The sequence below is a fragment of the Caldicellulosiruptoraceae bacterium PP1 genome, from assembly GCA_041320695.1.
Taxonomy (GTDB): domain Bacteria; phylum Bacillota; class Thermoanaerobacteria; order Caldicellulosiruptorales; family Caldicellulosiruptoraceae; genus JBGGOQ01.
Window position 1 is genome coordinate 1 of record JBGGOQ010000005.1, and the last position, 13,201, is coordinate 13,201.

General features: G+C 28.9%; 15 protein-coding genes. All 15 read left to right on the forward strand.

Features of this window, described 5'->3' with window-relative positions; genetic code table 11:
* Positions 1-149 precede the first annotated feature (149 nt).
* The 15 genes from ACAG39_07940 (at position 150) to ACAG39_08010 (ending at position 13,139) form a co-directional block, all read left to right on the forward strand.
* On the forward strand, positions 150-944 hold the full coding sequence (locus ACAG39_07940) for a hypothetical protein (protein MEZ0537172.1): 795 nt from the start codon (positions 150-152) through the stop codon (positions 942-944).
* A gap of 98 nt (positions 945-1,042) precedes the next feature.
* A complete protein-coding gene (locus ACAG39_07945) occupies positions 1,043-1,561 on the forward strand; it encodes a shikimate kinase (protein ID MEZ0537173.1) in 519 nt (172 codons plus the stop codon).
* Complete coding sequence (locus tag ACAG39_07950) at positions 1,558-2,424, forward strand: TIM barrel protein (protein ID MEZ0537174.1); 867 nt, start codon at positions 1,558-1,560, stop codon at positions 2,422-2,424. Before ACAG39_07945 ends, ACAG39_07950 begins: the two co-directional genes overlap by 4 nt.
* Positions 2,424-2,864, forward strand: a complete 441-nt coding sequence (gene aroQ, locus ACAG39_07955) for a type II 3-dehydroquinate dehydratase (GenBank protein ID MEZ0537175.1) — start codon at positions 2,424-2,426, stop codon at positions 2,862-2,864. Before ACAG39_07950 ends, aroQ begins: the two co-directional genes overlap by 1 nt.
* Positions 2,865-2,868: 4 nt before the next feature.
* Positions 2,869-3,942 carry a M24 family metallopeptidase gene (locus ACAG39_07960; GenBank protein MEZ0537176.1) on the forward strand — a complete coding sequence of 358 codons (1,074 nt, stop codon included), beginning with the start codon at positions 2,869-2,871 and terminating at the stop codon, positions 3,940-3,942.
* A 15-nt stretch (positions 3,943-3,957) separates the two neighbouring features.
* Positions 3,958-4,830, forward strand: coding sequence for a helix-turn-helix domain-containing protein (locus ACAG39_07965; GenBank protein MEZ0537177.1), 873 nt, complete (start codon positions 3,958-3,960; stop codon positions 4,828-4,830).
* Between the two features lie 92 nt (positions 4,831-4,922).
* Entirely contained in the window at positions 4,923-6,233 is a 1,311-nt protein-coding gene (locus tag ACAG39_07970; GenBank protein MEZ0537178.1) for an alpha-glucosidase/alpha-galactosidase, read from the forward strand.
* 109 nt (positions 6,234-6,342) lie between these two features.
* On the forward strand, positions 6,343-7,710 hold the full coding sequence (locus ACAG39_07975) for an anthranilate synthase component I family protein (GenBank protein ID MEZ0537179.1): 1,368 nt from the start codon (positions 6,343-6,345) through the stop codon (positions 7,708-7,710).
* Complete coding sequence (locus tag ACAG39_07980; protein MEZ0537180.1) at positions 7,694-8,302, forward strand: aminodeoxychorismate/anthranilate synthase component II; 609 nt, start codon at positions 7,694-7,696, stop codon at positions 8,300-8,302. The genes ACAG39_07975 and ACAG39_07980 overlap by 17 nt, the downstream gene beginning before the upstream one ends.
* Positions 8,286-9,299: an anthranilate phosphoribosyltransferase gene (gene trpD, locus ACAG39_07985; GenBank protein MEZ0537181.1), complete on the forward strand. Its 1,014-nt coding sequence runs from the start codon at positions 8,286-8,288 to the stop codon at positions 9,297-9,299. Before ACAG39_07980 ends, trpD begins: the two co-directional genes overlap by 17 nt.
* Positions 9,299-10,072 (forward strand): indole-3-glycerol phosphate synthase TrpC, encoded by a 774-nt coding sequence (gene trpC, locus ACAG39_07990; protein ID MEZ0537182.1) that lies wholly within the window; start codon positions 9,299-9,301, stop codon positions 10,070-10,072. Before trpD ends, trpC begins: the two co-directional genes overlap by 1 nt.
* The gene (locus ACAG39_07995) at positions 10,069-10,662 is read left to right on the forward strand and encodes a phosphoribosylanthranilate isomerase (GenBank protein MEZ0537183.1); all 594 of its coding nucleotides are present in this window, start codon (positions 10,069-10,071) and stop codon (positions 10,660-10,662) included. The genes trpC and ACAG39_07995 overlap by 4 nt, the downstream gene beginning before the upstream one ends.
* Complete coding sequence (trpB, locus tag ACAG39_08000; GenBank protein ID MEZ0537184.1) at positions 10,659-11,843, forward strand: tryptophan synthase subunit beta; 1,185 nt, start codon at positions 10,659-10,661, stop codon at positions 11,841-11,843. The genes ACAG39_07995 and trpB overlap by 4 nt, the downstream gene beginning before the upstream one ends.
* A complete protein-coding gene (trpA, locus tag ACAG39_08005) occupies positions 11,830-12,603 on the forward strand; it encodes a tryptophan synthase subunit alpha (GenBank protein ID MEZ0537185.1) in 774 nt (257 codons plus the stop codon). The genes trpB and trpA overlap by 14 nt, the downstream gene beginning before the upstream one ends.
* 83 nt (positions 12,604-12,686) lie before the next feature.
* Entirely contained in the window at positions 12,687-13,139 is a 453-nt protein-coding gene (locus ACAG39_08010; GenBank protein ID MEZ0537186.1) for a hypothetical protein, read from the forward strand.
* Positions 13,140-13,201 lie beyond the last annotated feature (62 nt).

Consider the following 13,201-nt stretch of genomic DNA (forward strand, 5'->3'; position numbering starts at 1 on the left):
AAAGAACCGTCCCCATTGGCTCGTTGGCTAAATATTTGATACTATTACAAAAAAATTAATAATATATGAAAAATGAATATACATAATTGAATATAACTAACTATTTGTGTATTATAAAATTAAGAATATTATTAGATGAGGTTTATAGCATGAAAAAAAGGATAACATTTATTGGTACATTAATACTAATTTTCTCTGTATTTTTGTCAAATATATATATATTTGCTGCACCCAAGGTAAAAGAAAACAATAGTACTAAAAATGACACTTCAATAAATATAATTAGCACAATAAAATATGATTTAAATGGTGACGGGAATTTAGAAAATATATCAATTTCAAATGAGAAAAATAATTATTTTATAATTTTTAATAAATTAAAATATAAATTTTCTACCTCAAAAATTGAGGTTAGAAATGTTTCAGTAATTGATATAAAAACAAATGATTTAAATAAAGAAATATTGATTGAAACAATAAAAGATGATAAAAGCGAATTTATAATTTTAGAATATAATGGTAAACAATTTTATGAGATAGCACGATTAAATAAGATGCCGGTCATATTAGGTAATGGAACAGTAATAATTGAAGAGGATATGGGATTTTGGATTAAAAAAGATAAATATGTTCTAACAGACAAAACCGGGAAAATTAAACTTAAGCAATTACCTCAAGAATTATATTACGTTGGGGCAAAAGCAAGAGTAAAGAAAGGATTTGAATTATTTTCAAACAGAGAAGATAGTAAGGAATTAGCAACAATTACTCTCTCAGAAGGCGAGATTATAGATATTGTAATGTGCGATACATCCAATTGGTTCAAAAAATCAAATCAGAAGAATAATAAAATATATGATTGGTACTTAATTAAAACAAGTTCAAACCTAACTGGATGGGCAAGATTAAAGGATTTTGAACAGAATATTGAGTTTATAAAGTAGCTACTCAGATGAGTAGCTTTTTTATTTTATTTATAAAAATTTATCATTTAATATGATATAATAAAAAAAACTTTAGATAAAACTTAAGGGTGTATATAATGAGAAATATTGTTCTGACAGGTTTTATGGGAAGCGGGAAAACGTCAGTAGGTCTGAAATTGTCCGAAATACTAAATATAAACTTTATTGATACAGATTCATTGATAATAAAAAAGTTTAATATGCCAATTGAGGATATTTTCAAGATCTATGGGGAAAGGAGATTTAGAGAAGTTGAAGAAGAGGTTATCAAAGAAATTTCTGAAAATCAAGATTTGATTATTTCTACAGGTGGTGGTGTTGTTCTTAATAAAAATAATATAGAGTATTTAAGGAAAAATGGTATTATATATTATCTTCATACTTCACCTGAGGTTGTATTTGAAAGAATTAAAGATGATACATCAAGGCCACTACTCCAAAATAAAGATAAGCTTAAAACAATAATTAACTTAATGAATTTTAGAATACCATTTTATAAGAATTGTGATTATGAAGTAAATACTGATAATATGAAAATTGAAGAAATTGTTGATAAAATATTAAATATTCATCTTAAAAAGGAGACTACAAGATGATCAGATTTGGACCTGCAGGTAATTCAGAAAGTTTTTATAATGCTGGTAATAAGTCGAGTGTTGATGCTCCGAAGTGGCTTAATTCGATTGGACTTAATGCTTACGAATATCAATGTAATAAAGGAGTAAATATCAGTCTTAATAAAGCAAAAGAAATTGGTATAGAGGCAAATAAATACAATATTTTGTTGTCAATTCATGCACCTTATTATATTAATTTTGGAAGCCAAGAAAGAGAAAAATTAGATAAATCAAAAGAGTACATTTATAAATGCCTTGAAGTTGCAAAAGAAATGAAAGCAGAAAGAATTGTTTTTCATCCAGGTTCCTGTGCTAAGGTTGATAGGGATATTGCTTTTAATACAGCATTAAAATCCATAAAAGAAATGATTTATACAGTTAAGGATATTGGTTTTAATGATATCTTTTTATGTCCTGAAACAATGGGAAAGAAAAATAATCTTGGCTCGGTAGATGAAATAATAGAAATATGTATGCTTGACGATATGCTTTTGCCTACAATTGATTTTGGCCATGTGAATGCTTTTAATGGAGGGATATTAAAAACTAAAAGTGATTTTGTTGACCTTTTGAAAAAATTTATAAATAAATTAGGTTATGACAGAATGAAGCATTTTCATAGCCATTTTAGTAGAATTGAATATACACAACAAGGAGAGAAAAGACATCTAAACTATGATGATGAAGGATATGGACCTGAATTCAATCCATTGGCAGAAGCATTAATTAAACTTGATTTAGAACCGGTAATAATTTGTGAATCAAGGGATTATATGAGCGAGGATGCTCTCAAATTTAAAAATATATATTCTGAGATATTAAAAGAAAAGGAAGAGAACTAATGAAGGTATTAGTTATTAACGGACCTAACTTAAATCTTCTCGGGAAAAGAGAAACAGGGGTATATGGCAATAAGTCATATGATGATTTATTAAGACAGATTAAACAAAAAGCATCTGAACTTTCAATTATGGTTGACTTTTATCAATCAAATCATGAAGGACAGATAATAGACAAACTACATGAAGCACAAGATATATATGATGGAATAGTTATTAATCCGGGAGCTTTTACACACTATAGTTATGCTATACATGATGCAATAAAAGCAATTAATATTCCAGTAGTTGAGGTACACATTTCCAATATACATCAAAGAGAGGAGTTTAGACATAAAAGTGTTACTGCTCCAGCTTGTATAGGTCAAATTTCAGGATTTGGATTTAATAGTTATGTTTTAGGGCTTTATGCTTTACAAGAGCATGTTATAAGAAAGGGATGATATTATGGACATATTTAATCAAAGAATACAGAAGGTGTTTAATCATATTAACGAGGTAAATGCATTACTTTTAAAGAAAAAGGAGAATATAAGGTATTTTTCTGGTTTTAAGGGTGATGATAGCTTTTTACTATTATTAAGTAACTCAAAGAGATACCTAATAACAGACTTTAGATATGTTGAACAAGCTGAAAAAGAAGCAATAAATTCAATTGTTATTGATTACAAAGGTGAACTTCATAATTCTATTAAAAGTATTCTTGAACAATACAATATAAATACATTGCATATTGAAGGATATGCTTTTACAGCTGATGAATTTATTGAATACAAAGAGAAATTATCGAATATAAAAATAGAAAGAATAAAAGAAAATTTAGATATCTTCAGAATGATAAAAACACAGGAAGAAATACAAGCTATAAAAACAGCTGTAGAAATTGCTGATAGAGCTTTTGAATATATTTTAAAATTCATAAAAGAAGGAGTTAAAGAGGAAGACCTACTATGTGAATTAAATTATTTCTTTTTAAAAAATGGAGCAAGAGGTTTTTCTTTTGAACCTATAATTGCATCTGGTGAAAGAGCATCATTGCCTCATGGTGTTGCATCAAATAGAAAATTAAAAAAAGGGGATTTTATTACACTAGATTTTGGATGTAATTTTGATGGCTATATGTCAGATATGACAAGAACAGTTTTCTTAGGACAACCAAATGAACAACAATTAAAGATATATTATATAGTAAAAGAGGCACAAGAAAGAGCAGAAAAGGAAATAAAGGCTGGGATGAAAGCTAATGAAGTTGATAGAATAGCAAGAGATTATATTGCTTCTTTTGGATATAGAGAACAATTTGGACATTCATTAGGGCATGGCGTAGGGCTTGAAATACATGAATTACCAAGATTATCCCCAAAATCTGATGTTATTTTAGAAGAGAATATGGTTGTAACAATAGAACCTGGTATCTATATACCTAATTTTGGGGGTGTAAGAATTGAAGATATAGTGGTTGTAAAAAAGGATAAATCAGAGATCTTAACCAAATCATCTAAAGAAGTTATTGTTATATAGATTTTGGAGGGTATTATGGAGATTTGCGATATTTACTCAAATGGTATAAGTAAGTATGGTTTAGCTCCGGTTGTTCTATGTTATTATTATAGATACTATAAAAATGGCTTTTATATGGAACCGCATAAACATAAAAGAGCAGAGATTATGTATGTTACTAAGGGACATTGCAAAGTAAATATTCAGAATGAATGTGTAAAATTGGAGAATGGTGATTTTATATTAATAAATGGAGAGATAGAACATCAACTTCTAGTTGATATTAATCTTCCATGTAAAGTATTATGTCTCGAATTTGCTTTTATGAAAGAGCAAAATCATAACATAATTAATATAAATTATCAACATTATTTAACACCAGAATTTTTAAACCATAGTAAACAATATATTGTTCTTAAAGATTCAGATGAAGTATATCTGGCAATTAAAGGAATACTTTCTGAATTAGAAAGAATAAATAGAAACCAAAATTTAATAAATCTCATGTTTACTGAATTGATGATAAAAATATCAAGACTTTATTCTGAAATAATTGAAGGCCAAAAAGATATAAAAAACTTTTATGTTGATACCATTAAAAAATTTATTGAACATAATTATTATAAAGAAATAAAGATATCTGATTTAGCATCTATTGTCAATCTTAATCCTACATATTTAGAAAAGATATTTAAGAAAAATACAGGCTCTACTCCTATAGATTACCTTATAAAAGTAAGGATCGAGAAAGCAAAGATGTTTCTAGTAAATACCGATATACCAGTAACAGAGATTTGCAACTATGTGGGTATAAATAGTAGACAGTATTTTTCATTACTATTTAAAAAGCTTACTGGATATTCACCTCAACAATATAGATTAACAAATTCAATAAATCGATATATTTGACATTTAAATAATAATTAAGTGGGTATTTTAAAAGCATTTATTAAACTTTATTGTTATAATAAAAAGAAAATATTTTACTTGAGGTGATTTGTATGCCTAAGATTGCTATAATAGGTGCTGGTAGTGGTGTATTTACTCGTAACTTAGTTAGAGATATTCTATCATATCCTGAGTTATCTTCAAGTAATATCGTGCTTATGGATATTGATGAAACAAGGCTTGAGTATATGAAAAAGGCACTTGATAGATTGGTTTTGCAAGAAAAATATCCTGCAAAATTAGAAGCTACAACAGATAGAAGATATGCTCTAAAGGATGCAAACTATGTAATTATATCAATTCAAGTAGGGGGCCTAAAGCCATACGAACCTGATATATACATACCATTAAAGTATAGTGTAAAACAAGCTGTAGGGGATACATTAGGACCTGGTGGTGTATTTAGAGCTTTAAGGACTATTCCGGTACTAATTGATATTGCTAAAGATATGGAAGAATTATGTCCAAATGCTTTAATGCTAAACTATGTGAATCCTATGGCTATGAACTGTTGGGCTCTCAATAAAGCTACCAATATAAAAAATGTTGGTTTGTGCCATAGTGTTCAAGGTACTGCTGAATTTTTAGCCGGGATTATTGGAGCTGACATGAGGGATATTACATACCTTTGTGCTGGAATAAATCATATGGCATGGTTTTTGGAATATAAATGGAAAGGAAAAGATGCCTATCCTTTAATTAGAGAAAAGGCAAATGATCCAGAGATATACACACAAGATGTAACTAAATTTGAGATATTAAAACATTTTGGATATTATGTATCTGAATCAAGTTTTCATATGTCAGAATACATACCTTATTTTAGAAAAAGTGATGATTGGATTAATAAAATTCATAAAACACACTCTTGGCATAAAGACCATTACAACGGAATGTATTTACATTGTTGTTTAGATGGTGCGAAAACTTTATTAGATGACCTAAAAAAGATGGCAGAAGAGGATTATATTAATCCTGCAAGAAGCCATGAATATTGTGCTACAATTATTCATTCAATTGAGACAAATACACCTACTGTAATAAATGGAAATGTCCAGAATAAAGGTTTAATTACTAATCTTCCTGCTGATAGCTGTGTTGAAGTACCCTGTCTTGTGGATAGTAATGGTATACAACCAACAATAGTTGGAGATTTACCGCCACAACTTGCGGCACTAAATAGGACTAATATAAATGTTCAAGAGTTAACTGTATATGCAATCTTAAATAATGACAAAGAAGCAGTTTATCAAGCTATTTATATGGATCCTCTAACATCAGCAGTTCTCGATTTAGACCAGATTAGATGTATGGTTGATGAATTATTTGAAGCTGAGAAAGAGTTTTTACCAGAATTAAAGTAATATAAAAATTGTTGCATTTTTTTAAATATTGATTTATAATTAATTTTAATATATTTTAGATTAGTATAGATTAGAGTAGAATAGATTAGATGAGAGGAGAAGAGCTAATATGAATATCTATGCAACTAAAAGCTCCGAATGCTCTTCGGAGCTTTCATTTTACCATGATCTTTTCAAAGAAATACCTGTTTTTAATATCTGCCATTCTTCTTTTGATGCACAAAATTTAGAACAATTTATTCCTACCCATTTTGATGTTCCATATTATTTCATGGAATCAAGAGACTTAAAGGTTTTGTCATTTGAAGTTGTGCAAAGGATAAATATTTACAAAAATAAGATATCTTTCAAGGGTATTGTTGACTACTTACTTGAAAATATTGAAGTTGAAGATAGCTTGAATAAGATAATTTCAAATTTGACTACTGAAAAAAATGCGTTTGTTGCGAGCATTATTAATTATTCTGCAATTAACATTACAGAAAACATCTTTGAAACAGATGAAGAGTATGGTACTTTGATACTATACAAATATAACATTATATATAACAAAAAGGAAAAGAAAACATATTTATTAACAGTTAATGATATGAACCATCCTTTAAATGAAAATGGGGTATCAAAAAATATTAGCAATGCTGTTGGCCATTTTATTTATAGAACACCTAAAGATGAATATATTAAAAATGTTATGAAAGTAAAAGAGGATATAAGAAATGGAGAGATATTTCAACTTGTTTTATCCCAAATTATGTATGTTGAAAGTAATATAACTCCATTTCAGCTATTTTTCAATTTGTATGAAAATAACCTTTCAGATTACTGTTTTTTAATTAATGATTTAGATAAAAAGATAGTGTGTTTCTCTCCAGAAACATTAGTTAAAGTTGAAGATGAAAAAATATTAACATATCCAATTGCAGGAACTTATAAATTAAACCCTGATGAAAATTTAAACGAGAAAAAGTATAAATTAATTACAGACACCAAGGAACTAAGTGAACATATGATGCTTGTTGATCTTTCGAGGAACGATTTAAGTAAAGTATGTATTCCTGGAACTGTCTTTGTAAATGAATTTTTAAGGATAAAAGAACTTAAAAACCTTATTCATATTTACTCTGTTGTATCTGGTCAATTAAAAAACAAGATGCCATTTTCAAGTCTTTTATCTGTATTTCCAGCAGGGACATTGACTGGTGCTCCAAAGGTACGTGCAATGCAATTAATCAATGCTTATGAAGCTATTTCTCGTGGACTATACGGTGGAGCTATTGGATATTTTTTTAATAATACTATTGATTTTGCTATCGCAATTAGAATGGCAATAAACGAAGATGAGAAAGTGTATAGAGTTCAATCAGGAGCAGGAATTGTTCATTTATCTAAACCTGAAAATGAATATAAAGAATGTTTGACAAAAGCAAAAAGCATATTAAATGCTTTGGGGGTGAATGAAGATGATATTAATAATTGATAACTATGATTCATTCACCTACAACTTAGTAAATCTAATTGCTTCAAAAACTGAAGTTAATGTTGTTAGAAATGACAAAATATCATTAGATGAAATTGACAGAGATAAAATTTCTGGGATTGTCATATCTCCCGGACCCGGAAAACCCAAAGATGCAGGTATAACTATGGAAGTGATTAATGCATTTACAGGGAAAATACCTATTCTTGGTGTATGCCTTGGTCATCAAGCAATTGTTGAAAGCTTTGGAGGAAAAATAAAGATTGCTGAAAGAATATATCATGGAAGGCGTTCCATTGTTAATCTAACTGAAGATGGCGAAAGAAGCACCATATTTAAAAACATTCCAAAAACCTTTATAGCAGGTAGGTATCATTCATTAATTGCAGATGAAAAAACCCCTTTGGGAAAATTAAAGATAGCAGCAAAAACTAAAAATAATGAGATAATGGCTGTTGTCAATGATTATTTAAGGATATATGGGCTGCAATTTCATCCAGAATCAATTTTAACACCAGATGGTAGTAAGATTATTAATAATTTTCTCAATATTTGTTTTGAAAGGGGTTTTCAGAATGCAAAATTATCTTGAAAAAGTAATAGAAGGCCAAAATCTTACCTATTATGAAATAAAAGAAATTATTGAAAAACTACTAAATGATGAAATTGATTCAATAAAATTTGGAGCTTTTTTAGCATTACTGAGAAAAAAAGGCGAATCCCTTGAAGAAATTAAAGCATTCATAGATACATTTTTAGAAAGATCTAAGAAAATATATTTATCAAATGAGTTTTCAATTGATACCTGCGGAACTGGTGGGGATTCAAAAGGGACTTTTAATATCTCAACAGTTTCATCAATAATATTAAGCTCTTTTGATATAAAGGTAGTAAAACATGGAAATAGAGGGATAACAAGCAGATCTGGTTCAGCCGATTTAATGGAACAGTTAGGTATAGATATTAATGCAAACCAAGAAAAATTAGAAGAAGGTATTGAAAAGATTGGCTTTGGATTTGTTTTTGCACCCAATTTTCATCCGGCAATGAAAAAAGTTGCTCCAATAAGAAAAAGCCTTGGTATCAAAACAGTTTTTAATATATTAGGTCCTGTTTTAAATCCTGCTCCAATTAACTATCAAGTTGTTGGGACATTTGACTTAGACAGTCAAAATAAAATATTCAATGCACTTAATGGGAGAAGGAAAAGGTATGCTGTTGTTCATAGTGATGATGGTTTAGATGAGATCTCTATTTCAAGCAGCACTAAAATATTGGAAAATAGCCTTGGTATTACTAAAGAATATTTTATTGAACCTGAAGATTTTGGTGTTAATAGATATGATTTATCTGAGATAAAAAGTGAAGATCCAAAACAAAATGCTGAAATTACATTATCAATCTTTGAAGGAATTGAATCACCATTTTATTATGCAACACAAATAAACTGTGCATTTTGTTTATACATTTTAGGGTTAACTGATAACTTGGTAGAAGCTGCAAAACAAGTTGAAAGAAACATAAAAAATGGGCTTGTTATGAAAAAATTTAATGATATAAAAAATTTCTATAAGCTTGGAGGGCAATAATGTCGGTTTTATATGAAATTGCAAAGCTAAAATATGTTGAAGTTCAAACTCAAAAGAATATCTTAAAAATAGATGATATGATAAAAGATATAGAAAAGATAAGTGTATATAATAAATTTCAGGACATTTTTGAAACAAAGAAGTTTTGCGTAATAGGAGAAATCAAAAGATCATCGCCTTCTAAAGGAATTATTAATAAAGATTTGAATCCAGTCCATGTAGCAAATTTGTACAAGAATAATAACTTTTTTGCTGTATCTGTTCTTACAGAAAGAAACTTCTTTTTAGGAGATGATAATGACATAATAAAAATTAAGGAAAAAGTCGATATTCCAATACTAAGAAAGGATTTTATTATAGATGAATACCAAATATATCATTCTAAGTATATCCAAAGTGATGCTATTCTTCTTATAACAAAATTATTAGATGAAAATAAATTAAAACAATATATTCATATTGCAAATGCCATAAATCTTGTTTCGTTAGTAGAAGTAGAAGATGAAAGAGAAATAGAGATAGCCCTTAATGCCAATGCGAAGCTCATTGGGATAAACAACAGAAATCTCAATGATTTAAATATAGATATTAAAAAAACTGAAAGGCTAATGAAATATATACCTAAAGATATAAAGGTTATAAGTGAAAGTGGTATTACTAATAGAGAAAGTTTTATGTATATAAAGTCTATAGGAGTTAATGGATGTTTGATTGGGACAGCATTTTCAAAAGACTTTAGCTTTATTGACACAGTTGGAGGGCTTTTGAATTGATTATAAAGTTTTGTGGAATTAAAAGTCAAAATGATATAAAACTTTGTAATATTCTTAAGCCAACAATGATTGGCCTAATTTTTGCTGAAAGCCCGAGGAAAATTCCTTTAGAACAAGCTGAAAATATTTTAAAAAGAAAAAGCCCTAATATTTTATCTGTTGCAGTTTTTAAAAACCAAAGTTTAGATGAGGTTTGTAAAATTGTAAAAAAACTTAAAATTGACTATGTTCAGCTTCATGGAAATGAGGACCTCGATTATATAAGAAATATTAGAAAGCAGAATTTAAAAGTTATTAAAGCTATTGAAGTTTATTCATATAGGGATTTAGAAAAAGGCAATGTATTAAAAAATCAAGTGGATTTTATACTTTTAGATAGGCCAAAAGGGACAAACATAGATATTTTAAGTATAGCTAAAGAAGCTGAATATAAATTTATTGTTGCTGGTGGAATAAATGAAGAAAATATAGATAGATATCTAGAAATAAATCCCTTAGGAATTGATATATCAAGTGGTATTGAAACTGATGGAAATAAGGATTATCAAAAGATGAAAAAAATAATTCTGAAGGTGAGAGGATATTTATGAAGGGATATTTTGGGGAATATGGTGGAATGTTTGTTTCTGAAACATTAATGCCAGCATTATTAGAAATTGAAGAGAAATTTTTAGAATTGAAAGACAATAAGGAATTCCGATATGAGCTAAATTTCTATCTAAAAAACTATGTTGGAAGGCCATCACCTTTATACTTTGCCAAAAACCTAAGTGATTTACTTAATGTTAAGATTTATTTAAAAAGAGAGGATTTAAATCACACTGGTGCACATAAAATTAATAATTGTATAGGTCAAGCACTTTTAGCAAAGTATATGGGGAAAAAAAGGCTTATTGCAGAAACTGGTGCAGGACAGCATGGTGTTGCAACAGCCACTGTTGCAGCTCTTTTTTCTATGAAATGTGATATTTATATGGGGAAAGAGGATGCAGTAAGACAAGCCCCTAATGTTGCTAGAATGAAAATGCTTGGAAGCTCAGTGGTTGAGGTTAACAAAGGGAGCAAAACATTAAAAGATGCCATAAACGAGGCTTTGAGGGATTGGAGTGAGACCTTCGAAGATACTTTTTATTTATTTGGAACTGCTGCTGGGCCTCACCCCTTTCCAACAATAGTAAAATATTTTCAGAGTATAATTGGAAGAGAGACAAGAGAACAGATATTACAGTTTGAAGGAAGGCTGCCCACACATATATTTGCCTGTGTTGGTGGTGGTTCAAATTCAATTGGTATTTTCTCAGAGTTTATTGAAAGTGAAGTAAAATTGATTGGTGTTGAAGGTGCAGGCCAAGGAATTTATTCAAATAAGACCGCAGCTACATTAAGCAGCGGTTCTGTTGGTATACTTCATGGTTCTAAAACTTATATTCTTCAAGATGATGAAGGTCAGATTAATATTACACATTCTATATCGGCTGGTCTTGATTATCCAGGTGTTGGGCCAGAACATTCTTATTTAAAAGATAAAAAAAGAGTTGAATATGTTGGGATTACAGATAAAGAGGCAATAAATGCCTTTGAGGTAATGTGCAAAACAGAAGGTATAATACCAGCTTTAGAGAGTTCACATGCAATAGCTGAGGTAATAAAGAGAGCTAAAAATGGTGAATTTACTAAAGATGATTTGGTAGTTATTAATTTATCGGGTAGAGGAGATAAAGATTTAGATAATGTATTACGAAACAGAGGTGAATATTTTGAATCTTATTGATAAAACATTTATGAAACTAAAAAATCAAGGGAATAAGGCTTTTATTGGATATATGACTTGTGGTTATCCTACGTATGAACAATCATATGATATTTTTAATATTATGAATAAATACTGTGATATTATTGAAGTAGGCTTTCCATTTTCAGATCCTACTGCAGATGGTGAAATAATTCAGGAAGCATCAAGTAAAGCTTTAAAAAATGGAATTACTATAAAAAAAACACTTGAATTGATATCAAAAATAAAAAATGAAAAGCCAATTATTCTAATGCTTTATGCCAATAATATATTAAGACACCGAATAGACAATTTTTTTAAAATGTGTAGTGATTTTGGTGTAGATGCTTGTATAATTCCTGATGTTCCATATGAAGAAAAGAAAGTATTTGAAGAAGTTTCAGAAAAATATAATATTTATATTATAAGCTTAGTCTCAATTAGTTCCATAGATAGAGCAATAAAAATAGCTAAAGATTCAAAAGGATTTATATATGCTGTTTCAAAAAAAGGAACAACAGGCTTTAAAACTGATATTGATAATAAAATTTATGATTTATTAAAGAAATTAAAAAGTGAAACTGACACTCCCATTTGTACTGGATTCGGTATAAGTGATGAAAAACATATAAAAGAATTAAACAAGTTTTCTGATGGCGTTATCGTAGGAAGTGCATTAATTAAGAAGCTTGATGAAGGATTAATAAATTTTGAAAATTATCTATCTATAATGAGTAAAGCCTGTAAAACACTTATTTAATTTTCCACCATCAATTTAATTGAAACAAATATTTTAATTTATTATAATAGTTATAGTAAAAAAGGGTGCTGAGGTGCAAAAATATGGAAGAAATTAAGGGTATGCTTCAAGTCATAATTACAAAGATTGATGGAGTAGAAAAGCGACTGGAAAGAGTAGAGCAACGACTTGACAATGTAGAAAAGCGACTCGATATGGTAGAACAAAGACTTGACAATTTAGAACAAGATGTAGCTATTCTTAAAGACAGAGTTGACAAGCTTGAGGATTCAGTAAATAAAAATGCAATACTATTAGAAGATACAAAGAGAAAAGTAGAGCTTATGGCAGAGATACAACAATCTTACATTGACCAAAATCAACGTGAACATGAACAACTAAAAGTACTTTTTAATGATAAAATAGAAGTTGTTGAAACAGCAGTTAAATCGTTGGCAAAAGATGTTAAGGAGATTCATTCAGGTATTGATACATTAGCTGAGATAAGTGGAAAGCACGAATTTGAAATATCAAGAATAAGAAAGCTTTTGGTATAAAAACTACATAATAAAGAGGGTATCTCAAAAGATATTAAACAGCCCCCTGTCTACTTGACAGG

What these genes read in the sequence shown, in the direction of transcription:
- trpC (MEZ0537182.1), top strand. Translation starts at nt 9,299, where the DNA reads ATGTCGGTTTTATATGAAATTGCAAAGCTAAAATATGTTGAAGTTCAA.
- trpD (MEZ0537181.1), top strand. Translation starts at nt 8,286, where the DNA reads ATGCAAAATTATCTTGAAAAAGTAATAGAAGGCCAAAATCTTACCTAT.
- ACAG39_07960 (MEZ0537176.1), top strand. Translation starts at nt 2,869, where the DNA reads ATGGACATATTTAATCAAAGAATACAGAAGGTGTTTAATCATATTAAC.
- ACAG39_08010 (MEZ0537186.1), top strand. Translation starts at nt 12,687, where the DNA reads ATGGAAGAAATTAAGGGTATGCTTCAAGTCATAATTACAAAGATTGAT.
- ACAG39_07950 (MEZ0537174.1), top strand. Translation starts at nt 1,558, where the DNA reads ATGATCAGATTTGGACCTGCAGGTAATTCAGAAAGTTTTTATAATGCT.
- ACAG39_07970 (MEZ0537178.1), top strand. Translation starts at nt 4,923, where the DNA reads ATGCCTAAGATTGCTATAATAGGTGCTGGTAGTGGTGTATTTACTCGT.
- ACAG39_07940 (MEZ0537172.1), top strand. Translation starts at nt 150, where the DNA reads ATGAAAAAAAGGATAACATTTATTGGTACATTAATACTAATTTTCTCT.
- ACAG39_07975 (MEZ0537179.1), top strand. Translation starts at nt 6,343, where the DNA reads ATGAATATCTATGCAACTAAAAGCTCCGAATGCTCTTCGGAGCTTTCA.
- ACAG39_07945 (MEZ0537173.1), top strand. Translation starts at nt 1,043, where the DNA reads ATGAGAAATATTGTTCTGACAGGTTTTATGGGAAGCGGGAAAACGTCA.
- ACAG39_07965 (MEZ0537177.1), top strand. Translation starts at nt 3,958, where the DNA reads ATGGAGATTTGCGATATTTACTCAAATGGTATAAGTAAGTATGGTTTA.
- trpB (MEZ0537184.1), top strand. Translation starts at nt 10,659, where the DNA reads ATGAAGGGATATTTTGGGGAATATGGTGGAATGTTTGTTTCTGAAACA.
- ACAG39_07980 (MEZ0537180.1), top strand. Translation starts at nt 7,694, where the DNA reads ATGATATTAATAATTGATAACTATGATTCATTCACCTACAACTTAGTA.
- aroQ (MEZ0537175.1), top strand. Translation starts at nt 2,424, where the DNA reads ATGAAGGTATTAGTTATTAACGGACCTAACTTAAATCTTCTCGGGAAA.